This window comes from Herbiconiux dendrobii (assembly GCF_052048175.1).
Lineage (GTDB): Bacteria > Actinomycetota > Actinomycetes > Actinomycetales > Microbacteriaceae > Herbiconiux.
In genome coordinates this window covers 505939-527100 of the sequence record NZ_JBLZQV010000004.1, presented here as the reverse complement: position 1 = coordinate 527100, position 21162 = coordinate 505939, and the positions used below count along the sequence as shown (strand labels likewise).

Here is a 21162-nt window from a genome sequence, read left to right as displayed (position 1 = left end):
GCACCAGCCGCATCACCCCGCCGAAACACATCCAGAGCCCGAAGGAGCATCCGTGACCTACTCGCACACGCCGTTCTACGAAGACCAGTCCATCGCCAGCATCCTCGCCGACGTGGCGCGGGCGCACCGCATCCTCGAGCTCGAGGGGCACGGCGACATGTCGATGGGGCACCTCTCGTTCCGCGACCCCTTCGGCCGCGGCCTCTGGCTGAAGCGCGGCAACCTCGCGCTCAGCGAGGTGGAGGGCGACGACTTCATCCTGATCGACTTCGACGGGAACATGCTCGAGGGCACCGGCCTCCGCCACATCGAGTGGCCGCTGCACGCCGAGATCATGAAGGCCCGCCCCGACGTGAACTTCGTGGGCCACTCGCACGCGCACTACGCCACGGTGCTCGGCGCCTCGGAGGAGTCGCTGAAGCCCTACAACAACCACGGTGTGTGGTTCGCCTACGAGGGCGTTCCGCGCTTCGCCGAGACCAGCCACATCATCACCACGATGCCGCTCGGCATCGCGGCGGCGAAGACGCTGGGCGACGCCCAGGCGCTGCTGCTGGCCAACCACGGAGTCGCCTTCGTCGGCAGCACCGTAGCCGAGGTGACGCTCACGGGCATCTTCCTCGAGAAGGCGGCCCGCTTCCAGGTCGACCTCAAGGCCTCCGGCTTCGTGCCGATCGAGCCCGATGCCGAGGAGACCAAGGAGAAGTTCGACCGCATCTACCCGCCGAAGGCCCAGCACAACTTCTGGACCTTCTTCAACCGCCGCCTCGAGCGCGTCGAGACCGCCTTCGGCATCGGCATCTCGCCGATCGGCCTGCCCCCGGGCGTCTGAGCCACCGTGGGTGACCCGGCCATCCGGCATCCGTCGCCCACATCCTGACCGTCCCCCCGATCTCCACCCGTATCAACCCGCGAAAGAGAGCACCCAGATGAGCAGTCTCCCCACGATCGCCACCGTCATCGGATCGGGCACCATGGGCCCCGGCATCGCCGCCGTCCTCGCCCGCGCCGGTTCCACCGTGCGTCTGTACGACATCTCCGAAGACGCGATCGCCCGCGCCGAAACCGCCTACGGCATGGTGCAGAACGTGCTCGCCGCGGTCGAGTCGCCCTCCGCTCCGGGCGGATCGGTCAGCTTCGGCACCGACCTCGACGCGGCTCTGGAAGGTACCGAGCTGATCATCGAGGCCGTGCCCGAGATCCTCGCCCTCAAGCAGAAGGTGCTCGCCGACCTCGAGTCGCGCATCGCCGACGACGTGATCATCGCCACCAACACCTCGGGCATCCCGATCAGCACCATGGCCGAGTCGATGACCGTGCCCGGCCGCCTGATCGGCATGCACTGGTCGAACCCGCCGCACCTCATCCCGATGATCGAGATCATCCCGGGCAAGGCCACCGACGAGGCTCTGGTGGGCAAGCTCACTGAGATCGTCAAGGCCTTCAACTACGTGCCCGTGCTGGAGAAGGAGATCCCCGGCTTCGTCGAGAACCGCGTGCTCTACGCGATCCTGCGCGAGTGCATGGCGCTGCTGGAAGAGGGGATCGTCACCCCCGAGGGCCTCGACGCGTGCGTCAAGTGGGGCATCGGCTACAAGCTCTCGGTGATCGGCCCCACCCGTCTGCTCGACATGGCCGGCCTCGACATCTACCAGGCCGTCTCGAGCTACCTGAACAAAGACCTCGACGTCAGCACCGACACCCCGCAGTTCATCAAGGACAAGATCGCCGCCGGCCAGCTCGGCTTCAAGTCGAACGGCGGCATGTACGAGTACGGCGAGGGCGACGTCGACGCGAAGCGCAAGGAGATCATCACCGGTCTCATCGCGGCCCGCAAGACGCTCTCCACCATCCCGAACGTCTGATCAGCGACGTCTGATGGGCAGCATCCGATGAGCCGGGCCGTCTCCGTCGAGAGCATCGGCGACGGCCTCTCCCGCACCCGGGGCGCCGATGTCGACATCGCGTTCCGGATGCGGGGCGCAGGCCCCGCCGTCGTGCTGCTGCATGGCACCTCGGCGAACCACGCCGTCTGGGAGCCGGTCGGCGACGCGCTCGAGGGCCGCGCCACCGTGATCGCGCTGGACCAGCGCGGTCACGGCCGGAGCGACAAGCCCGAGGACGGCCAGCCCGGCAGGGGTTACACCGGTGACGATTTCGTCTCCGACGTGATCACCGTGCTGGACGCCCTCGGCCTCGACCGGGCGCTGGTCGCCGGGCACTCGCTCGGCGGCCGCAACGCCTGGCTCGCGGCGGCCCGCCATCCGGCGCGCGTCACCGGCGCCGTGGTGGTGGACTACACGCCGTTCGTCGAGGCATCCGTTCTCGACCAGCTCGACGAGCGGGTCGCCCTCGGGTTCCGCCCGTTCGGCAGCCCCGCCGAGATCGAGCAGTACCTGCGCGAGCGGTACCCGGCCATCCTGCCGGGTGCCGTGCAGCGGCGTGCGCAGTGGGGCTACGAGCAGGCCGGCGACGGCGAATGGATGCCCCGGGCCTCCGCCTCCGCCATGTCGCAGCTGATCGAGGGCTTCCGCACGCCGTACGACCGGGAATTCCGGGAAGTCCCTGTGCCGATGACCCACCTGCGCGGTGCCGAGAGCAAGCTGGTCAGCGAGGCCGCCTGGGAGCAGGCGATCGCACTCCGGCCCGCCGGCAGCCATCCGGCCGACCGCTGGATCGAAGTCGCCGGTGCCGACCACTACATCCCCGAAGAACAACCCGAGCTGGTCGCCGCCGAGATCGCCCTGGCGCTCGGCGTGTGACCGGCATCCCGGCCTCACCGCACCACCAGCTCGACCTGATCGACCGCAGCACCTGATCGAAAGGAACCACCCATGCCCCTCTTCATCGACAAGCTCGCCATCTCGAGCCCCGACTTCGTGAACCTCGAGCGCATCCCCGAGAACTTCAGCGCCGACGGCGGCAACGACACCCCCGGCATCGCCATCTCGGGCGCACCCGAGGGCACCGTCGAGTTCGCCCTGATCGTGAACGACCCGGATGCCCCGCTCGCGAACGGCTTCACCCACTGGGTGGTGTACGGCATCCCCGCCGACACGAGCACGCTCGACCTCTCGGCCGAGGGCGTGCGCGTGGCCCCGAACGGCGCCGGCGCCGCGGTGTACTACGGCCCCCAGCCGCCAGCCGGCCACGGCCAGCACCACTACTTCTTCCACCTCTACGCGCTGAGCACCCCCGTCGTGGGCGAGCCCACGCGCGAGGGCTTCCTCGCCTCCTACGCCGACTCGGTCATCGAGGTCGCGCGCACGGTCGGAACCTTCAGCCGCGACTGACCTCTCCTGCCCCCCACCCCCGGTGGCAACGACGGAGCCTGAGACCACATGCGGTCTCAGGCTCCGTCGTTCTCGTCGTAGGGGCTGAAGCTCCGTCGTTCCGGACAGCGGGTCAGCGCGGAGGCGGAGGTCAGGAGGGGTAGGAGGCGGCGAACGACTCGGCGATCGCCAGTACCGCCGCGTGCACCGGGCCGGCCGTGATGGAGGGGATGACCGCGGCATCCACCACCCGCAGGTTGTCCAGGCCACGGAAGCGCAGATCGGGCGTGACGGGCGCGTGCTCCGAGCGGCCCATGCTGAGCGTGCCGACGGGGTGGTGGTGGGTGATCGCCGCGCGGGCGATGAAGGCATCCGCTTCGGCGTCGGTCGTGAGTGCGGTGGAGGGCAGCACCTCGGACCCGCGCCACGAGGCCAGCCCCTCCGATCCGCCCACCAGGCGGGCGTGTTCCAGCGCCAGGCGGAACATCGCGCGGTCGTGCTCGGTGGAGAGGTAGTTCGGGTCGATCACGGGCTCGTCGGAGACGTCGGGCCCCGAGATGCGCAGCGATCCGCGACTCGTGGGGTTCGTCACACCGAACAGCAGCGTGTACGCCTCGCCCGGCGCCGCACCGGCTTTCGCCGCCTCGCCGGCCCAGATCTCCGAGGCGCTCGGCCCCACCACGCAGCCCACGACAAAGTCGACGGCTCCGGATGTCTCCGACAGCCCGTTCGCCGACAAGTACGTCATCGACTCCGAGAGCTGCAGGCGCGTCGGCGGCACCGGCCGGCGAGAGGTGTAGACGTTGCCGGCGCCCAGCAGGTGGTCGTGCAGATTGCCGCCCACCTCAGGCGACTCCAGCACGGTCTCGACGCCCGCCTGCCGCAGCATCCGCGGGTCGCCGACGCCGGAGCGCATGAGCAATAGGGCGTCGCCGATCGACCCGCCGCAGAGGATCACCTCGTCGGCCTCGAGCACCTCGTCGTGCCCGTCACGCGTCACGGCGACGCCGGTGACCCGGCCGCCGTCGATCAGCAAGCGGTGCACGGTGACGCCGGTGAGCAGGGTGAGGTTCGGCCGGTCGAGCACCGGGTCGAGGTACACATCGGAGACGGTCACGCGCTGCCCGTCGCGGATGGTGAGCGAGTTGGGGGTGGCGCCGATCATCTCGCCGCCGTTGTGGTCGGGGATGCGCGAGACGCCGAGCGCCTCCCAGGCGGCGAGGTAGTCGAGCACCAGAGGGCTGGACAGATCCGGCCCCGGGAGCAGAACCGGAAGCGGTCCGCTGTCCCCGTGCACCTCGCTCGCTCCGCCGCTGAAGCTCTCGGAGCGGATGAACGCCGGCAGCAGGGCATCCCACGACCACCGTTCGTCGCCGGTCTCGGTGACCCAGCGGTCGAAGTCGGCCCGGCAGCCGCGCATGTGGGCCATCGCGTGCACGAGGCTCGATCCGCCCGGCCCCTTGCCGCGCGCCCAATCCAGCGAGCGGCCGGCCAAGCCGGCCTGCGGCGTGGTGCGATAGGCCCAGTCGTAGGATCGCCCGTGGATGAACGGCCACAACTCAGGCCGCCGCATCTCCGGGTCGGTGACCCGTTCGCCCGCCTCCAGCACGGTCACCCGGCGCGATGGATCGGCGCTCAACCGGTTCGCGAGCACGCTGCCCGCCGATCCGGCGCCGATGATCAAGACGTCGGAACCCATCTCATACCTCTTTATTAAGCGATCTGTTCCGCCACAGCTGTCGGACGGTGGTGCCGGTGCCGGTGCCGGTGCCGGTGGCGGCGGGCGGCGGCGTGGTCCGGCCTAGTTGCGCGTGTGCCCCGCGTCGACCACGAGCGTCTGCCCGGTGATCCATCCTGCCTTCTCCGAGGCGAGGAAGGCCACGGCGGGCGCGACGTCTTGCGGGAGTCCGCGCCGGTCGAAGGCCTGCATGGGCACCACGAACTCGAAGCCGGCCTCGTGCGGGCCGGAGAGCACGCCCTCGCTGGCGATGATGCCGGGCGCCACCGCGTTGATGGTGATGCCGAGGCGGCCGAGCTCGCCGGCGAGCCCGCGCACGAGCCCGATCGAGGCGCCCTTGGTGGCCACGTAGTGGGCGCAGTCGGGGGTGCCGGCCACGAAGGTGTTCGAGGCGATGTTGACGATGCGGCCGTAGCCGGCCTCGCCCATCACCGAGGTGACCGCGTGGGTGACCAGGTAGATGCCGTCGAGGTTCACCGACATCACCTTGCGCCACTCGGCGAACGAGATGTCGACCCAGGGGGTGAGCGGCACGAGGGCGGCGTTGTTCACCAGCACGTCGATGCGCCCGAACTCCGCCACGATCTCGTCGACCACGGCCTGCACGCGCTCGGGGTCGCTCACGTCGAGCAGCTTGGCCACGCCGCCGTTGCGGGCGGCCACGGTCTCGGCGCCGGCGAGGTTCACATCGGCCACGATCACCTTCATGCCGTCGGCGGCGAGCTCGTCGGCGATCGCCGCTCCGATGCCCTGGGCGGCGCCGGTGACGAGGGCGACGCGCTGGCCGGCGGGGGAGGCCGTGCTGGTCGGGGGGGTCTCGGCGGTCTCGGGCATGATCACTTTCCTCCGTAGTACGCGGGTGCGAGGGTCCAGGTCTCGAACGAGGCCAGCTCGTGCGAGGGGTAGATGTCGGCGTTCTTGGTGCGCGCCAGGTAGTTGAGGCGGCGGATCGCCTCGACCGACTTCGTGGGGTCGAGGTGGAAGCCCGCGATCCACTCCTTCTCGAGGGTGGTGTGCGTGTAGGCGGCGTCGCCGCAGAACAGCATGTTGCGCTCGTTCGCGAGCTCCACCAGCAGGGAGTAGTGCCCGATGGTGTGCCCGGGGGTCTCGAACAGCCAGACGCCGGGGACGATCTCGTAGTCGCCCGAGATGGGCTTGTACGTCACCTCGGCGTGGTCGAACGAGAGGTCGGAGTAGCCGAGGCGCTCGAAGGGCTCGGGCACCTTGGCGTGCCGCAGCTCCTCCTTGTGCACGAGCGTGGTGGCCTTGGTGAGGTGCTTGTTGCCGCCCACGTGGTCGAAGTGGAAGTGCGAGTTCACCACGATGTCGACGTCGTCGGGGGAGAAGCCGCAGGCGGCCAGCTGGGCCGGGATGGTCTGCTCGGGCGACTGCAGGGGCAGCTCGAACGGCAGCACGGCGTTCACGTGGTCGAGGTCGAACCCCGTGTCGTAGAGGATCAGGGCGTCCGGATGCTCGATCAGCACGCTGTACACCGGGAAACGCACCGGGTTGCCCGCGTTGATGTGCCAATGCACGTCGGATTCGTCGATGACGAGCGTGCCCCCGTCCAGCAGGTAGACCTTCGGGTCCGTCATGTGATGCTCACTTTCCTCGGGGAGCTGTCTGAATTATCATCCGACGCTAATTGTCGATCACGTTATGAGAAGAAAAAGACCGGTGTCAAGCATCCGGACCTGACTTAACGAACCGGAAACACAGGAGCCCGGCCGGCCGGCTCTCAGGGGGCGGTGACTCCCGGGAAGTCCTCGAACCGGGGCATGCCGGAGTAGTAGGCCCACCGGTAGCAGTGGTCGAGCATCGGCTCGGCCGCGAAGTCGCCGACGCAGGTGGCGTCCTGATAGCGCTCGCCGCTGGAGTCGGTGTAGTGGGCGCGGCAGAGGACGCGCCAGGTCGTAGGGGTCACCGACTCGTCGTCGATGAGATGATCTGAGGGCAGCCAGCACTCCGTGCTGGTGATCGCCGCCGGATCGACATTCGATGTCGGGCCGGCGACCTGGGCGAGCGTCTCGAGCGCCGCCGCATCCTCGTCGGACAACGACGGGGTGCCGGCACACGAGCTGAGCGTGAGGGTGAGCGCGGCGAGAAGCACCGTCGGGGTCCAGCGTTTCATGGGGACAACCTCCTCCGGACATCGTTGACGGAGCGTGTTTCGAGCGTGTAACAACTGAATTTCAGGCTTGGCTTCCGTTGTTAATTCTCATATCGTATCGCTACCCCTCCACAATGTAATAGAACCAGCAGCACCAGAACCCGAAGCACCAGAACCCAGGGGCCCACCACTCTGAGAGGAAGATCTCGGCAATGCGTATCTCGGCAATCGACATCACCCGCGGCGGTTCTCGCCGCACAGCAACCCGTCTGGCGGTGCTCACCGTGTCCGGTGCGCTCGCCATCAGCCTCGCCGCCTGCTCCTCGGGCCGTGGAGGAGATGATTCCAGTGGCAGCTCGACCTCCTCGGCCGGCGCCACCGAGGTCACCCAGTTCGCCCTGGTCGCCCCCGAGAACGAGTCCGACTTCGGCTACAACCAGGCCGGCATCGATGCGGCCAACGGCGCCGCCGAAGAGCTCGGCATCGACGTGACGATCGTTCCGGATGCCGGCTACGACAACATCGAGACCGTGCTGAACCAGGTGGCCGACGGGGGAGCGCAGTTCATCGTGGCCCACGCCTCCGGCTACAACGTGGGTGCGGCCAGTGCCGCGGCCGCCAAGAAGGTGCCGATCCTGATCCAGGATGCCGGCGCCGACGAGAACGTGCCCGGCCAGATCGCCGCCGCCAAGCCCGAGGGCCAGGAGGGCGGCTACCTCGCCGGTGTCGCCGCCGCCATGTCGACGACGTCGAAGAAGGTCGGCATCGTGGTCTCGGCCGACAACGCGAACTGGTTCGCCATGTCGTCCGGCTTCGCCGAGGGCGTCTTCAGTGTCGACCCGAGCATCCAGGTGCTCTACACCTCGGTCGGCCCGGCGGCCTACGCCGACGCCGCCGGTGGCAAGACCGCCACCGAGCAGATCATCGCCTCCGGCGCCGACGTCGTGTTCGGCATGGGCGACGGAGCCACGCACGGCTACCTCCAGGCGATCGATGCCTCCTCGGGCGTCAAGTACATCGCCGACATCGGCGACGTCACCCCCGGTCTCAGCGACCCGAGCAAGCTGCTCACCTCGGTGCGCTGGAACTACGAGCCCGCGTACGTGCAGGCTATCAAAGACGTCGACGCCGGCACCTTCGGCACCGTGACCTACCCGGTCGACGTCGAGAACGGCGGCATGTACCTGCAGGAGACCGACCAGATGACCCCGGAGATCGAGGCCGCCGTCGAGAAGGCCAAGCAGGGCATCATCGACGGCTCGATCGTGCCCACGATCGCCACCTCGGCCGCCGAGGTCGCCGCGGTGATCGCCGCCAAGGGCGCCTGACCCGAAGCGCCCGACCCGTCCGGATCGGCCGGTGCCGCAGACCCCCGCCTGCGGCACCGGCTCTCTTTTCCCGAACCCGCCGTCCTCCACCAGCCAAGGAGCTCCCGTGACGACAACGGCCACGAGTGACGTCATCTCGCTGAGAGACATCACCAAGGCGTTTCCCGGCGTCATCGCCAACGACCGCGTCTCGCTCGACATCGTCGGCGGGCAGGTGCACTGCCTGCTGGGCGAGAACGGGGCCGGCAAGTCGACCCTGATCAGCATCCTCGCCGGCATGCAGCAGCCCGACTCGGGCAGCATCGCCATCGGCGGCAGGACCGTCGACATCTCCTCGCCCAAGGTGGCCGTGGACTACGGCATCGGCGTCGTGCACCAGCACTCCACCCTGGTACCGGCGTTCACCGTGCTGGAGAACCTGATGCTCGGTGACACCGGCGTGCTGCAGAACAAGAAGCAGGCGGCCGAACGCCTCGAAGAGCTCGCCGACCTGCTCGGTGTGCAGATCGATCCGCACGCACTCACCTCCGACCTCGGGCTCGGCCAGCAGCAGCAGGTCGAGATCGCCAAGGCGATGTGGAAGGGCAGCCGGCTGCTCGTGCTCGACGAGCCCACTTCCATGCTCACCCCCCAGGCCATCGAGCACCTCGGCGAGAGCATCGCCCGGGTGAAGAACCAGGGCCTGGCCGTGGTGCTGATCACCCACAAGCTCCGCGAGGCCTACGCGATGGGCGACTGCGTCACCATCCTGCGCGGCGGCCGCAACGTGGGGCACATCGGCGTCGACGAGCTCGCCTCCTACAGCGAGAAGCAGGCTCAGGATGCGATCCTGGCCGCGATGTTCGGTGACGATCTCGGTGCGGCAGGCGGCGATCCCACGGCCGTCGACCTCGAGGAGGCCGCGGAACTCGCCGGCGCCACCGAGGCCACCCGCGAGACCCGCGCCATCGACTTCGAGACCCGCCCCGTGCGGCTGGAGCTGCGCGGCGTCACCAGCCGCGCGGGAGGCCGCGACATCGAGGCCGAGGACGTGACGCTCACGGTGCACGAGGGCGAGATCCTCGGCATCGCGGGCATCGACGGCCACGGACAGGCCGCCCTCGCCGAGGTGGTGGCCGGGCAGCGCTCGGCCTCATCCGGAACAGTCCTGTTCGACGGCGCCGACATCACCCGCTCGGGTGTGCGCGGCCGGCAGCTGCTCGGCGTGCGGTACGTCACCGACGACCGCTTGCACGAGGGAACCGTCGGCTCGATGTCGGTGGCGCTCAACCTCGTGATCAAGCGGATCGGGCAGAAGCCGTTCTGGAAGGCCGGACGAATCCAGCAGAAGGCCGTCGACGCGGAGGCCAAGCGCCTGATCGACGAGTACGGCATCCGCACCCCGTCGGCCGCGACCCGGGCCGGCACGCTGTCGGGCGGCAACATCCAGAAGATCCTGCTGGCCCGCGAACTCACCAACGGGGCTCGCCTGGTGGTGGTGAACAAGCCCACCTACGGGCTCGACCTCAAGACCGTGCACCTGGTGCGCGAGATCCTGATCGACTTCGCCGCCCAGGGCGGCTCGGTGCTGCTGCTCTCCACCGACCTCGACGAGCTGATCGAGCTCTCGCACCGCATCGAGGTCATCTCGCGCGGCAGCCTCGTCGGAGGCGTCGTCAACGACGGAGCCGGCACGGCAGAGAAAGTGGGCCACTACATGACCGGCGCGATCGAAGGCACCGACTGATGACGACTGCAGACCTCAAGACCCCCGTCACGCCGAATCTCTCCGGCCCGGGTCAGACCGGCACGGCTCAGCGCGTCGCGCAGGGCTTCATCCGCTCGGTGGTGCCGGTGCTGCTGGCGCTCATCGTGTCGGGCCTGGTGATGATCGCCATCGGCGCCAGCCCGCTCGACTTCTTCGCGGGCGTGTGGAAGTACGGCATCACGGGCAGCAACTGGCAGCGCAGCCTCTCGCTGATGGCGCCGCTGCTGATCGTGGCCGTCGGCCTGATCGTGGCCTTCCGCGGCCAGCTCTGGAACCTCGGCTACAACGGCCAGTACCTGCTCGGTGCGGTCGTGGCCTCCGGTCTCGGGCCGATCCTGTTCGAGGTGATGCCGGCCTTCCTCGCCACCCTCGTCATCTTCGTCGTGGCGGTGCTCACCGGCGCGGTCTGGTCGCTCATCCCGGCCATCCTCAAGGCGCGCTACGGCACGAACGAGATCATCACCTCGCTGGTGATGTCGTTCATCGCCGTGGGCGTGGTGAACCTGCTGATCAAGGGCGTGTTCAAGGATCCGGGCACCTCGACGCCGCAGACGGCCGTCATCCCCGACAGCGACCTGCTGCCCTACATCCCGGGCACCGAGATCCACATCGGCTTCGTGATCGCGATCGTGCTCGCCGTCGTGGCGCAGTTCGTGTTCAGTCGCACCTCGTTCGGTCTGCGGGTCGACATCTTCGGGGCGAGCCCCAAGGCGGCCCGGCATGTGGGGCTGAACTCCACCTGGATGGTCATCCTGCTGTTCGCGCTCTCCAGCGGGCTGATCGCGTTCGCCGGGTCGATCGACATCCTCGGGCAGTTCAGCTACCAGCGGGCCGACTGGGATCCGCGGTACGGCGACGCCGTGATGCCGCTGGTGTTCCTCGCGCGGTTCCGGCCGGTGGCCGCCATCCCGTTCGTGGCGTTCTACGCCGTGCTCGCCACCGGCGGCACGCTCGCCGCGCAGCAGGCGGGCCTGAACGTCGACTTCCTGCTGGTGATCGTGGGTCTCATCCTGCTGTTCATGACCATCACCGAGTACATCGGCGATCGCCGCCGGCTCGGCCAGAGCTACCTGCCCCCGGGCCTCAAGCGCACCGTGCTGCAGCCCTTCCGCCGCGCCTCCGAAAGGAACTCGGCATGAGCGACATGCTGTCCGCCGCCTTCATCACCGTCTTCATCGCCACCGTCATCGCGCAGGCCATGCCGCTGATGCTCGCGGCCGTGGGGGAGACCATCGGCGAGCAGGCCGGCATCCTGAACCTCGGTATCGAGGGTGTGATGCTCGTCGGCGCCTACACGGCCTTCGTGGTGACGCTCACCACGGGCAGCTTCTGGTTCGGGATGCTCGGCGGCGTCATCGGCGGCATCGTCGCGAACCTCGCCATGCTCGTGCTGAACGTGTGGCTCGGTCTCAACCAGATCGTCATCGGTCTGGCGATCACCCTGATCGGCGAGGGCATCACCAGCGTGCTGTACCTGCAGAACTACACGAAGTCGCCGGCGAGCCTGGGGGCGCAGCCGAAGCTGCCGATCCCCGGCCTCGCCGACATCCCCGTGATCGGGCCGGCGCTGTTCCAGCAGTCGGGCATCTTCTGGGTCTGCATCCTGCTGGCGCTCGGCCTCGCGTTCGCGCTGGCGAGCACCAACTGGGGTCTGTCGACCCGCTCGGCGGGCCAGAAACCGTCGTCGCTGGATGCGGCGGGCGGCAGCGTGATGCGCACCCGGTCGATCGCGGTGCTGCTGAGCGGCGGTCTCGTCGGCCTCGGCGGCGCGTACCTGGCACTGCTCACCACGGCCACGTTCAGCCCGTTCCTCACCAACGGGCTCGGCTTCATCGCGATCGTCATCACGATGCTCTCGCGCGGCCGCATCCTGGTGGTCATGCTCACCTCGCTGATCTACGGACTGGCGGTGGCGATCGGGCCCGCGCTGCAGGTGATCGGCTTCACGGTGCCGGCCGACATCATCAAGATGCTGCCGTTCCTGATCGTGATCGTGATGCTGATCGTGTTCGCACGCAGTTCGGTCGTTCCACCGGCGCTCGGAACGCCGTACACTCGCGGAGCGCGATGACGACAGCTGTGGCGCGCCGGCACATCGGGAACGCGCCCCGTGTGAGCACGTCACCTGCGAAGACGCCCTTACGATAGAGCGGAGCCGACCATGACCGACATCACAGACGAGACAGAGCCAGCCGCCGAGCCGCAGCGCACCAAGGGTGTCGACAGTGCGCGCCGGGCCCTGCAGATCCTGCTCGAGTTCAGCGAGAACACTCCCGAACTGACGGTCGACAACGTGCTCGAGAAGCACGACATCTCGGTGCCGAGCGCCTACCGCTACATCTCGCTGCTGCGCGAGCTCGACCTGATCGAGGAGCGCGAGAAGGGCCGCTTCGTGCTCTCGCCGCAGATCCTGCGGCTATCGCGGGCCGCGGAGACCACGATCGACTTCCGGGCCCAGGTGCAGCCGATCCTGAACCGGATGACGGAGGAGACCGGCGAGACGGCGCTGTACCTGCGCCGGGTCAACGACTCGGCGGTGTGCCTGGCGATCGCGGAGTCGGATCACCCGATCTCGATCTCGTTCCAGCCCGGCAACCTGATGCCCCTCTACGGCGGCGCTGCGGCCAAGCTGCTGCTGAGCGAACTCACCTCGGCGAAGCTCACCCAGTACTTTAACCGTCTGGGGTCGACGCTCTCGAAGCCCGAGAAGAAGAAGCTCGAGCTCGACCTCGAGCCCCTGCGCGCCTCCGGCTACGCGGAGAGCGCGGGCGAGGTCGACCGCGGCGTCTGGGCGGCGGCGGCGAGCGTGCGCACGAACGGCATCTCGGCGGGGGCGCTCACCGTCGTGGCCCCCGACTACCGCCTCACCGACGAGCACAAGACCCAGATCGCCGACGCCGTGCGCGAGGGCGCGAAGGCCTTCCGCGAGGTCATCGCCCACCGCAGCTGAGCCGCCGGCGCCTGCGTGCGCCCGTGCCCCGATCAGGGCTCGGTCGTCAGCACGATCCGGCCGAACACCTCGCCGCGGTCCATGGCGCGGTGGGCGTCGGCTGCGGCGAGGCTGAACGTGGCGAAGGAGCGTGACTTCTGGAACGACTGCAGCAGCCGCATGCCGAAGTCGGCCGGCGGCATCCCGGCCACCACGCCCACGCTGACCAGTCGCCCGTTCGGGGCCAGCCGGTCGAGGAACCCGGGGAGCTCCGGCCCGCCCACGACGTCGATGATGACGTCGAAATCGGATGCTGCGGTAGCCGTCTCCGCGTCGGCCGGCGCTTCGCCGTTCCGGTCGAGCACCATCGTGGCTCCCCGCTTCCGCAGTCGCCGGCCGCGCTCGGCCGACGACGTGGTCACGGCCACCGTGTTCGCGCCTGCGGCCGCGGCAAGCTCCACCGCCGCGATGCCGATGCTGCCCGCCGCGCCGCGCACGAGCACGGATTCCCCGGTGGAGACGTGCGCGTGGGCGAGCGCGAACCGCGCGACGGGCGCGGAACTGCCCACGGTGACCGCGTCGACGGCCGACAGGTCGGCGGGGAGCGGCGTGATGTCGTCCAGTCCCGCGACGGCCCGCTCGGCGTCGACCCCGCCCACCCCGATCGCCTCCACGGCGATGACGACCTGACCCGGCCCGGCCACGGCGTCCGGCACCTCGGTCACCTCCATGCCGCTCGGGTCTTAGAACCGGCGGATCTGCACTGCTCGCATCGTCTCTCCTTCATCGAGGTCATCGAGGTCATCGGGCCACGCGGTGATCGTCGCCGACTACGCTGGAGACGTTAACGGACGCCTCCGTCCACTTCGGCGAAACGAGAGACGTCGGCCCTGCCACCCTCTATCGGCGGTTCCCCACGAAACAGCTGCTGATCGACGAGCCCTTCGCCGCCCTCACGACCGACGCGTTCCGCCTCCGACCACCATGGCGAACTCCCGGCGGCGCCCAGGCTCCTGCCGGCGGCGCGGCGCGTCGTCGGATAGGTCAGGGCGGGTCGGCCTCCCCCTCCCAGAAGTTCCAGCGATAGCCCCACGGGTCGAGCACGGTGATGGTCGTGGGGCCGTAGGGCTGGCGCTCGGGCGGTGTGCCGGCCGCCTCGGGATCGGCGGCACGAACGCGTTCGTACTGGGCCCGGATGTCGTCGACGTGCACGATCACGAGCGCGCCGCCGCCCTCGCCCGGTCCCGGTGCCCGCCCGGAGATCGAGATGCGATCGGCGCCCACCTGGATGTCGGCCTCCCGCGTGCTCGACCCACCCATCCGCCACCGCGTCGACGGGCCGAACCCGAGCACCCGTTCGAGCCAGTCGAGCGCCGCATCGGCGTCGTCGTAGTAGAGGTACGGCACGACCTCGGTGAAGGCCACGGGGAGTCCTCCGCTCGGTTCGGCAGGCATGCGCGGTTGGCGGTGTGCGGTGTGCGGTGCGCGGCGCGCTGTGCGCGAGATTCTACGCCGGGGCGCCGGCGCCGGCCAGCGCTTTCGTGCGGCCGGCCGCATCGCGCACGCGGGCGCACTGCTCGGGAGTCGAGCGCTCGGTGAGTTCGATCACCTGGTCGAGCCGTCGCTGCGCCTCCTGCAGGTCGGCGATGACGGTCGTGATGCGGTCGCGTTCGGTGTGCAGGCTGAGGAGCATCTCGGGCGAGGCGTGGCCGGTGTCGACGCAGGGGAGGATGAGCGCGATCGTGCGGCTCGCGAGCCCCGCCGAGAACAGGTGCTGGATGAGGCGTACCCGATCGACGGCGGATTCGCCGTACACGCGCTGACCGCTCGGCGTGCGCTCGGAATGCAGGATGCCCTGCTCTTCGTAGTACCGCAGGGCGCGTGTGCTCACCTGCGCTCGGGCGGCCAGGTCGCCGATCCGCATGTCGTCCACGGTGCATCCTCTCGTGTTCGCCGTCGGCGGAGCAGTCGAACTTGCCCTTGACGTCAACGTGAGGTTTTAGCCTACTCGATGGAAGGCCGCCGCAGCCGCAGCGGTCCCGCACGAAGGGAAGAACATGAACATCGCAGGATCCGTCGCCCTGGTCACCGGAGCGAACCGCGGCATCGGCCGCCGCTTCGTCGACGAGCTGCTCGAGCGCGGCGCGGCGAAGGTCTACGCGGCAGTGCGCCGCCCCGATCGGGTGGCCGAAGGTGAGTTCACCGACGCCCGTGTCGAGGTGCTGCGGCTGGATCTGCTCGACGCGCAGACGGTGACGGATGCCGCGGCACACGCCACCGACGTCACCCTCCTCATCAACAACGCCGGTATCACCACGGGCGCCAACCTGTTGGGCGAGGGCGACCTCGAGAAGCTCCGCCTCGAGCTCGACACCCACTTCTTCGGCACGCTCGGGGTGATCCGCGCGTTCGCGCCGGTGCTCGCGGCCAACGGCGGGGGAGCGATCGTCGACATCCACTCGGCCCTGTCGTGGTTCTCGACCCTGGGCGCGAACGGCTACAGCGTGGCGAAGGCGGCCGAGTGGGCCATGACCAACGGCGTGCGCCTCGAGCTCGCCGGCCAGGGAACGCTCGTGCAGGGCGTGCACCTCGGCGCCGCCGACACCGACATGATGGCCGGCTACGACGGTCCCATGATCGCTCCGCGCGCGGTCGCGGCGGCGGCCCTCGACGGTGTCGAGGCCAGAGCGATCGAGGTACTGGCCGACGACTGGGCGCGCCTGGTGAAGGCCTCGCTCGCGAACGACCCGGCCGAGTTCTATGCCGAGGCGCTTGCGGCGCGCGTCTGAGCCCGCCGCCGGGCGTCTTGTCGGGGCTCCTGCGGCACGCTCGACGCGCAGGCGGTCCCGACCGGCACGTGACCCGACCGGCGCCTGACCCGACCGGCGCCTGACCCCGTCAGGCCCGATCGCATTCGCGCAACGTCTCCGCCGGGTAGTGCCCGTACTTCTGCTGGTAGCGCGCGGCGAAGCGGGAGAGGTGGGTGAAGTGCCACCGCCGGGCGATCTCGTTCACGGTGACCTTCTCGTTCCGGCCTCGCGCGCGCAGCTCGTCGTGGGCACGGGCGAGTCGTACTGTGCGCAGATAGGCCAGAGGTGACACCCCGAGCTGCTTCTTGAAGGCGTGCTGCAGGCCGCGGCTGGACAGGTGCGCGGCCTGAGCGATCTCGCTGAGCCCGATGTCGGCGTGGGCGTTGGCGTGCATGAACTGGCACGCGAGACGCACCGGATCCGTGTGGACAGCCATGATCGTTGTTCGGAGCGGACGACGAAGGCGGATTGAGGGAGAGCCCCTCAATCCGCCTTCGGTGGGCGATCTGCGTGCGGGTTCGGCTACGCCTTGCCCACCCGGCGGCGCACGATCACGGCCGCGGCGCCGGCGAGCAGCAGCAGCCCGCCGAGTCCGAGGAATCCGCTGCCGTCGAGACCGGTCGCCGCGAGACGGCCGTCGCCGTTCCCGTTACCGGCGGTTCCCGGGTCGCCCGGCGTGACCGGGTTCACCGGCGTCACCGGGTCGGCCACCACGGCGAAGCCCGCCGAGACGGTGCGCTCGCTGCGCACGCCCGTCAGCGTGACCGTGTAGTCACCCGCGGTGGTGCCGGCGGGGAGCACGACGGTTCCGGCGTAGCTGCCGTCCTCGTCGTCCGCGTAGATGTTCAGCGGCAGGTCGACCGGCACGATCGCCGTGCCGGCGGCGTCGACGATCGAGAGTGTGAGCTCTTCGTTCGGGCTGAAGCCCGCCGCCGTCAGAGCGACGCCGGTGCTGGTCGCCGCCGAGACCGTGCTCGACGCGGGGTCGACCGCGAGGGCGAGCGGGATGAGCGGAACCGGTGCGGTCTCGAAGGTGAAGAACACCGCGAGGCGGTCGATGCCGGGGATCGGCTGACCCTCGGAGTCGAAGTTGTACACGTCGGCTCCGGTGCCCAGCGACCCCGGCTCGAGGCGGCTGAAGTCGGTCGTGACCGTGTAGGTGCCGTCGGCGTCGACCGTGGCGGTGCCGGCCTCGGCCGTCGAACCGGAGCGGGCGCCGTAGAGCACCACGATCTGGGTGCCGGGAGTGGCGGTACCGGTGAAGTCGGGGGTGGCCGTGGTGACGACCTCGCCCACCTCGGGGGAGGTGACCGTGAACGGATCGGCCGGGTTCGGGGCCACGGCGAGGCTGAACGTGAGCGGAACGCTCACCACCACCGCGTCATCCGGAGTCAGTTCGGAGACCGTGGCGACCACGGTCGTCTCGCCGACGCCGAGCAGGTCGAAGTTCGCGTAGAGCGACCAGTCGCCGGCTCCCGTGGTGTCGGAATAGACGGCGGTGTGCAGCGATCCGTCGCCGGTGACGTACTGCACATCGACGTGGTTGCCGTCGGTGAGGCCGGATCCCTCGATCACCGCGACGTTCGGGAACGCCTCCGGCACATCGGTCTGACCCGGGGTGGGGCTGGTGACCGTGAAGGTGTCGGCGGCCGCGTAGGCGGTGGTCGCGCCCACGAACGGCAGGGCCAGGACGCCCAGGGCGACGCCGAGGGCGGCGAGCCTGGATCGGTGCCGGCGGGAGGACGGAGAAGTGCTGTGCATCGGTGCTCCAACTCTGAGGGTGACCGCCGATCATCTCCGGGAAGAGAGCGTCGTCGCCCCGTGCGTGGGGCCGGCGGTGTGCTCAAGCTACCCGCCCCCCACAGACGCCGTAAATGGGCTGGGAGAGCCGGAATCGTGATGTCGTCGTTATGTGGATACACGCGAGGGGCCACTGGTGCGGATGGGGCGTATGTGACTGGTGTGACAGATGAGGCGCTTCAGGCGGCTGTTCACCCTGGTTTCGGCGACTGTATGGTGACGATCACCTCACCCAGCTCGCCTCGATGAAGATGGAGAACTCGCACTATGTTCGAAAAGAAATTCCTCGCGGATGCGATCACCCGAAGTGCCGAGACCGAATTCGATCGCCGCAAGCTCTTCGCGGCGGCCGGGATCGCGGCGGCCGGAGTGGGCGCATCCGTTCTGCTGCCGGCTGCGGGTGCCGGGGCCGTCGGAGCCGCCTCGGCGGCGGGCGTCAGCGACGCGTCCGTCCTCAACTTCGCTCTGAACCTCGAATACCTCGAGGCGGAGTTCTATCTGCGGGCCACCACCGGAGCCGGGTTGCCGAACAGCATGATCACCGGAAAGGGCACGCCGGGGGGCGTGTCAGGTGGCAAGCCTGTTCCGTTCAAGAGCCCGAAGATCAAGGGTTATGCGGAGGAGATCGCGGCCGACGAGAAGGCGCACGTCGCGTTCCTGCGCACGGCCCTCGGTTCTGCGGCGGTGGCCCGCCCGGCGATCGACATCGACGCGGCGTTCAGCGCGGCGGCCGCGGCGGCCGGACTCATCCCGGCCGGCGGCAGCTTCGACGTCTACGCCTCGGAGGAGAACTTCCTGCTCGGCGCCTTCGTGTTCGAAGACGTGGGAGTCACGGCCTACAAGGGTGCGGCCCCGCTGATCGCCAACAAGACCTACCTCGAAGCCGCCGCCGGCATCCTCTCGGTCGAGGCCTATCACGCCGGGATCGTGCGGAACGCGCTCTACTCGCTCGACCTCGACGCGGCCGCGAACGCCATCTCGGACGCCCGCGACAGCCTCGACTCGGGTACCGACCTCGACCAGGGCATCACGGTCAACGGCAAGGCGAACCTCGTGCCCACCGACAAGAACGGCATCACCTTCAGCCGCACGCCCGGCCAGGTGCTCAACATCGTGTTCCTGAACCCGGCGCCCGTCACCAAGGGCGGCTTCTTCCCGGCCGGCGTCAACGGCGACATCACCACCAGCGCCGGCTGACGCCGAAGGGATGCGGATGCGGGTTCCGACCGTCGGGGGACGGCCGGAACCCGTTCTGCTTCACCGGCCTAGAGCTGCACCGGCTTAGGAGCCCGACGGCCCCCGCAGGCTCTCGGTGATCACGCGCATCGCCGAGGTGTCGGCGAGCGTCGCGGTGTCGCCGACCGAGCGGTTCTCGGCCACGTCGCGCAGCAGGCGCCGCATGATCTTGCCCGAGCGCGTCTTCGGCAGTTCGGGAACGACCAGGATGCGCTGCGGCTTCGCGATCGGCCCGATCTCGGCCGCGACGTGGCTCTTCAACGCCGTCACGATCGCCTCCTGATCGCCGCCGAGCGACTCGGTGGCACCGCGCAGGATGACGAACGCGACGATCGCCTGGCCGGTGGTGGCATCCGCGGCGCCCACCACGGCCGCCTCGGCCACGGCGAGGTGCGACACGAGCGCCGACTCCACCTCCATCGTCGAGATGCGGTGCCCCGAGACGTTCATCACGTCGTCGACGCGGCCCAGCATCCAGATGTCGCCGTCTTCGTCGTACTTGGCGCCGTCGCCGGCGAAGTAGTAGCCCTTCTCCTTGAAGCGGTCCCAGTAGACCTCCTGGGCGCGGGCCGGGTCGCCCCAGATGCCGCGGGTCATCGAGGGCCAGGGGCGGTCGATCACGAGGTAGCCGCCTTCGCCGGGCTCGACCCGCTCGCCCTGCTCGTCGACGACCTGCACCGAGATGCCGGGGAGCGCGCGCTGGGCCGATCCGGGTTTCGTGGCGGTCACTCCGGGGAGGGGAGCCACCATGATGGCGCCCGTCTCGGTCTGCCACCAGGTGTCGACGATGGGGGCGTTGCCACGGCCGATGTTCTCGCGGTACCACATCCACGCCTCGGGGTTGATCGGTTCGCCCACGCTGCCGAGCAGGCGCAAGGAGCTGAGGTCGTAGGAGGCGGGGATCTGGTCGCCCCACTTCATGAAGGTGCGGATGAGCGTGGGCGCGATGTAGTAGATGGTCACGCCGTACTTCTCGATGATCTCGAAGTGCCGGCCCTCGTGCGGGGTGTTCGGCGTGCCCTCGTACATCACCTGGGTGACGCGGTTGGCGAGCGGGCCGTAGACGATGTAGCTGTGGCCGGTGATCCAGCCGACGTCGGCGCCGCACCAGTAGACGTCGGTGTCTGGTTTGAGGTCGAAGACCGCATTGTGCGTGTAGGCCGCTTGGGTGAGGTAGCCGCCGCTGGTGTGCAGGATGCCCTTCGGCTTGCCCGTGGTGCCGCTGGTGTAGAGGATGAACAGCGGATGCTCGGCCCCGAACGCCTCGGGCGTGTGCTCGGGCGACTGGCCGTCGACCAGCTCGTGCCACCAGAGGTCGCGGCCGTCCCGCATGGGCACGAGGTCGGTGAAGATGCCGCCGATGCGCTGCACCACGAGCACGTGCTCGATCGTCTCGGCGCCGTCGAGGGCCTCGTCGACGTTGGTCTTCATGGGGGCCGACGATCCGCGGCGCCACTGGCCGTCGGAGGTGATCACGAGGCGGGCTTCCGCGTCGTCGACGCGGGCGCGCAGGGCGGCGGGGGAGAAGCCGCCGAACACCACGCTGTGCACGAGGCCCAGGCGCGCGCAGGCGAGCATCGAGATGACGGCCTCGGGGATCATCGGCAGCTGGATGACCACGCGGTCGCCGGCCACGAGGCCCAGTCCGGCGAGGGCGTTCGCCGCGCGGCTCACCTCGTCTTTGAGCTCGGCGTACGTGATGTCCCGGGTGTCGCCCGGCTCACCTACCCAGTGGATGGCGACCTGGTCCCCGTGGCCGGACTCGACATGCCGGTCGACGCAGTTGTAGGCCACGTTGAGGGTGCCGTCGGCGAACCAGCGCGCGTGCGGCGGGTTCGACCAGTCGAGCACCTCGGTGAACGGGGTCGCCCAGTCGAGCCGGTTGGCCTGCTCGGCCCAGAAGGCGTCGTAGTCGGCGGCCGCGCGGTCGTAGGCCTCGGACGTGAGGTTCGCGCCGGCGGCGAAGGCCTCGCTCGGCGGGAAGGTGCGCGACTCGTGCAGCAGGTTGTCGAACACCTGCGGCCCGTCGCCGAGCGGGAGGTCCTGCAACTGGATGCGGTTCTGGTCGTCGGCCACTGGGGATCTCCTCGTTGAAATTCACCGGAACCGGATGCTCGGGGCTTGCCTTCGCATCCGGTGCCAGTATCCTGTCACTCAGTGCCATATCGTGCAACACGAGATGGTCTCGGCCT

The 21162-nt window shown here is 69.3% G+C and carries 21 protein-coding genes; 11 read left to right on the top strand and 10 right to left on the bottom strand.

Annotated features, from left to right (window positions below; genetic code table 11):
- Positions 1–52 precede the first annotated feature (52 nt).
- The 4 genes from ACN4JJ_RS15245 to ACN4JJ_RS15230 all read left to right on the top strand — a co-directional run bounded on the left by ACN4JJ_RS15245 (position 53) and on the right by ACN4JJ_RS15230 (position 3293).
- The gene (locus tag ACN4JJ_RS15245; protein ID WP_440710734.1) at positions 53–832 is read left to right on the top strand and encodes a class II aldolase/adducin family protein; all 780 of its coding nucleotides are present in this window, start codon (positions 53–55) and stop codon (positions 830–832) included.
- 97 nt (positions 833–929) lie between these two features.
- Positions 930–1865 carry a 3-hydroxyacyl-CoA dehydrogenase NAD-binding domain-containing protein gene (locus ACN4JJ_RS15240; RefSeq protein WP_440710733.1) on the top strand — a complete coding sequence of 312 codons (936 nt, stop codon included), beginning with the start codon at positions 930–932 and terminating at the stop codon, positions 1863–1865.
- 27 nt (positions 1866–1892) lie between these two features.
- Positions 1893–2762: an alpha/beta fold hydrolase gene (locus ACN4JJ_RS15235; protein WP_440710732.1), complete on the top strand. Its 870-nt coding sequence runs from the start codon at positions 1893–1895 to the stop codon at positions 2760–2762.
- A gap of 72 nt (positions 2763–2834) precedes the next feature.
- Positions 2835–3293 carry a YbhB/YbcL family Raf kinase inhibitor-like protein gene (locus ACN4JJ_RS15230; protein WP_440710731.1) on the top strand — a complete coding sequence of 153 codons (459 nt, stop codon included), beginning with the start codon at positions 2835–2837 and terminating at the stop codon, positions 3291–3293.
- 130 nt (positions 3294–3423) lie between these two features.
- Here the strand turns inward: ACN4JJ_RS15230 and ACN4JJ_RS15225 are convergent, their stop codons facing one another.
- From ACN4JJ_RS15225 to ACN4JJ_RS15210, 4 genes are all read right to left on the bottom strand, one after another.
- Positions 3424–4971 carry a GMC family oxidoreductase gene (locus tag ACN4JJ_RS15225; protein WP_440710730.1) on the bottom strand — a complete coding sequence of 516 codons (1548 nt, stop codon included), beginning with the start codon at positions 4969–4971 and terminating at the stop codon, positions 3424–3426.
- Positions 4972–5073: 102 nt separating this feature from the next.
- On the bottom strand, positions 5074–5844 hold the full coding sequence (gene pldH, locus ACN4JJ_RS15220) for a pyridoxal 4-dehydrogenase, SDR-type (protein WP_440710729.1): 771 nt from the start codon (positions 5842–5844) through the stop codon (positions 5074–5076).
- Between the two features lie 2 nt (positions 5845–5846).
- Entirely contained in the window at positions 5847–6605 is a 759-nt protein-coding gene (gene pldA, locus ACN4JJ_RS15215) for a 4-pyridoxolactonase (RefSeq protein ID WP_440710728.1), read from the bottom strand.
- Between the two features lie 143 nt (positions 6606–6748).
- Entirely contained in the window at positions 6749–7141 is a 393-nt protein-coding gene (locus ACN4JJ_RS15210) for a hypothetical protein (protein WP_440710727.1), read from the bottom strand.
- Between the two features lie 191 nt (positions 7142–7332).
- Here ACN4JJ_RS15210 and ACN4JJ_RS15205 point away from each other — a divergent pair, with 191 nt between their 5' ends.
- The 5 genes from ACN4JJ_RS15205 to ACN4JJ_RS15185 all read left to right on the top strand — a co-directional run bounded on the left by ACN4JJ_RS15205 (position 7333) and on the right by ACN4JJ_RS15185 (position 13145).
- Entirely contained in the window at positions 7333–8448 is a 1116-nt protein-coding gene (locus ACN4JJ_RS15205) for a putative B6 ABC transporter substrate-binding protein (RefSeq protein WP_440710726.1), read from the top strand.
- A gap of 106 nt (positions 8449–8554) precedes the next feature.
- Positions 8555–10174 carry a putative B6 ABC transporter ATP-binding protein gene (locus ACN4JJ_RS15200; protein ID WP_440710725.1) on the top strand — a complete coding sequence of 540 codons (1620 nt, stop codon included), beginning with the start codon at positions 8555–8557 and terminating at the stop codon, positions 10172–10174.
- Positions 10174–11334, top strand: a complete 1161-nt coding sequence (locus tag ACN4JJ_RS15195) for a putative B6 ABC transporter permease subunit 2 (RefSeq protein WP_440710724.1) — start codon at positions 10174–10176, stop codon at positions 11332–11334. The genes ACN4JJ_RS15200 and ACN4JJ_RS15195 overlap by 1 nt, the downstream gene beginning before the upstream one ends.
- The gene (locus ACN4JJ_RS15190; protein ID WP_440710723.1) at positions 11331–12266 is read left to right on the top strand and encodes an ABC transporter permease; all 936 of its coding nucleotides are present in this window, start codon (positions 11331–11333) and stop codon (positions 12264–12266) included. The genes ACN4JJ_RS15195 and ACN4JJ_RS15190 overlap by 4 nt, the downstream gene beginning before the upstream one ends.
- A gap of 90 nt (positions 12267–12356) precedes the next feature.
- Complete coding sequence (locus ACN4JJ_RS15185) at positions 12357–13145, top strand: IclR family transcriptional regulator (protein ID WP_440710722.1); 789 nt, start codon at positions 12357–12359, stop codon at positions 13143–13145.
- A 32-nt stretch (positions 13146–13177) separates the two neighbouring features.
- Here ACN4JJ_RS15185 and ACN4JJ_RS15180 read toward each other — a convergent pair whose 3' ends face one another.
- From ACN4JJ_RS15180 to ACN4JJ_RS15170, 3 genes are all read right to left on the bottom strand, one after another.
- On the bottom strand, positions 13178–13855 hold the full coding sequence (locus ACN4JJ_RS15180; protein ID WP_440710721.1) for a zinc-binding dehydrogenase: 678 nt from the start codon (positions 13853–13855) through the stop codon (positions 13178–13180).
- A 313-nt stretch (positions 13856–14168) separates the two neighbouring features.
- Positions 14169–14549 carry a VOC family protein gene (locus ACN4JJ_RS15175; protein ID WP_440710720.1) on the bottom strand — a complete coding sequence of 127 codons (381 nt, stop codon included), beginning with the start codon at positions 14547–14549 and terminating at the stop codon, positions 14169–14171.
- 82 nt (positions 14550–14631) lie between these two features.
- Positions 14632–15048, bottom strand: a complete 417-nt coding sequence (locus ACN4JJ_RS15170; protein WP_440710837.1) for a MerR family transcriptional regulator — start codon at positions 15046–15048, stop codon at positions 14632–14634.
- 133 nt (positions 15049–15181) lie between these two features.
- On the opposite strand from ACN4JJ_RS15170, the gene ACN4JJ_RS15165 reads away from it, so the two are divergent.
- The gene (locus ACN4JJ_RS15165; RefSeq protein ID WP_440710719.1) at positions 15182–15913 is read left to right on the top strand and encodes an SDR family oxidoreductase; all 732 of its coding nucleotides are present in this window, start codon (positions 15182–15184) and stop codon (positions 15911–15913) included.
- A 109-nt stretch (positions 15914–16022) separates the two neighbouring features.
- Here ACN4JJ_RS15165 and ACN4JJ_RS15160 read toward each other — a convergent pair whose 3' ends face one another.
- Complete coding sequence (locus tag ACN4JJ_RS15160) at positions 16023–16370, bottom strand: helix-turn-helix transcriptional regulator (RefSeq protein WP_440710718.1); 348 nt, start codon at positions 16368–16370, stop codon at positions 16023–16025.
- A gap of 86 nt (positions 16371–16456) precedes the next feature.
- Positions 16457–17695 carry a hypothetical protein gene (locus ACN4JJ_RS15155; protein ID WP_440710717.1) on the bottom strand — a complete coding sequence of 413 codons (1239 nt, stop codon included), beginning with the start codon at positions 17693–17695 and terminating at the stop codon, positions 16457–16459.
- Positions 17696–18001: 306 nt separating this feature from the next.
- Between ACN4JJ_RS15155 and ACN4JJ_RS15150 the strand changes: the two genes are divergently transcribed.
- Positions 18002–18931, top strand: a complete 930-nt coding sequence (locus tag ACN4JJ_RS15150; RefSeq protein ID WP_440710716.1) for a ferritin-like domain-containing protein — start codon at positions 18002–18004, stop codon at positions 18929–18931.
- 84 nt (positions 18932–19015) lie between these two features.
- Here ACN4JJ_RS15150 and acs read toward each other — a convergent pair whose 3' ends face one another.
- Positions 19016–20986 carry an acetate--CoA ligase gene (gene acs / locus ACN4JJ_RS15145; RefSeq protein WP_440710836.1) on the bottom strand — a complete coding sequence of 657 codons (1971 nt, stop codon included), beginning with the start codon at positions 20984–20986 and terminating at the stop codon, positions 19016–19018.
- Between the last annotated feature and the right edge of the window lie 176 nt (positions 20987–21162).

What these genes read in the sequence shown, in the direction of transcription:
- ACN4JJ_RS15240 (WP_440710733.1), top strand. Translation starts at nt 930, where the DNA reads ATGAGCAGTCTCCCCACGATCGCCACCGTCATCGGATCGGGCACCATG.
- ACN4JJ_RS15235 (WP_440710732.1), top strand. Translation starts at nt 1,893, where the DNA reads ATGAGCCGGGCCGTCTCCGTCGAGAGCATCGGCGACGGCCTCTCCCGC.
- ACN4JJ_RS15230 (WP_440710731.1), top strand. Translation starts at nt 2,835, where the DNA reads ATGCCCCTCTTCATCGACAAGCTCGCCATCTCGAGCCCCGACTTCGTG.
- ACN4JJ_RS15225 (WP_440710730.1), bottom strand. Translation starts at nt 4,971, where the DNA reads ATGGGTTCCGACGTCTTGATCATCGGCGCCGGATCGGCGGGCAGCGTG.
- pldH (WP_440710729.1), bottom strand. Translation starts at nt 5,844, where the DNA reads ATGCCCGAGACCGCCGAGACCCCCCCGACCAGCACGGCCTCCCCCGCC.
- pldA (WP_440710728.1), bottom strand. Translation starts at nt 6,605, where the DNA reads ATGACGGACCCGAAGGTCTACCTGCTGGACGGGGGCACGCTCGTCATC.
- ACN4JJ_RS15210 (WP_440710727.1), bottom strand. Translation starts at nt 7,141, where the DNA reads ATGAAACGCTGGACCCCGACGGTGCTTCTCGCCGCGCTCACCCTCACG.
- ACN4JJ_RS15205 (WP_440710726.1), top strand. Translation starts at nt 7,333, where the DNA reads ATGCGTATCTCGGCAATCGACATCACCCGCGGCGGTTCTCGCCGCACA.
- ACN4JJ_RS15195 (WP_440710724.1), top strand. Translation starts at nt 10,174, where the DNA reads ATGACGACTGCAGACCTCAAGACCCCCGTCACGCCGAATCTCTCCGGC.
- ACN4JJ_RS15190 (WP_440710723.1), top strand. Translation starts at nt 11,331, where the DNA reads ATGAGCGACATGCTGTCCGCCGCCTTCATCACCGTCTTCATCGCCACC.
- ACN4JJ_RS15185 (WP_440710722.1), top strand. Translation starts at nt 12,357, where the DNA reads ATGACCGACATCACAGACGAGACAGAGCCAGCCGCCGAGCCGCAGCGC.
- ACN4JJ_RS15180 (WP_440710721.1), bottom strand. Translation starts at nt 13,855, where the DNA reads ATGGAGGTGACCGAGGTGCCGGACGCCGTGGCCGGGCCGGGTCAGGTC.
- ACN4JJ_RS15170 (WP_440710837.1), bottom strand. Translation starts at nt 15,048, where the DNA reads ATGCGGATCGGCGACCTGGCCGCCCGAGCGCAGGTGAGCACACGCGCC.
- ACN4JJ_RS15165 (WP_440710719.1), top strand. Translation starts at nt 15,182, where the DNA reads ATGAACATCGCAGGATCCGTCGCCCTGGTCACCGGAGCGAACCGCGGC.
- ACN4JJ_RS15160 (WP_440710718.1), bottom strand. Translation starts at nt 16,370, where the DNA reads ATGGCTGTCCACACGGATCCGGTGCGTCTCGCGTGCCAGTTCATGCAC.
- ACN4JJ_RS15155 (WP_440710717.1), bottom strand. Translation starts at nt 17,695, where the DNA reads ATGCACAGCACTTCTCCGTCCTCCCGCCGGCACCGATCCAGGCTCGCC.
- ACN4JJ_RS15150 (WP_440710716.1), top strand. Translation starts at nt 18,002, where the DNA reads ATGTTCGAAAAGAAATTCCTCGCGGATGCGATCACCCGAAGTGCCGAG.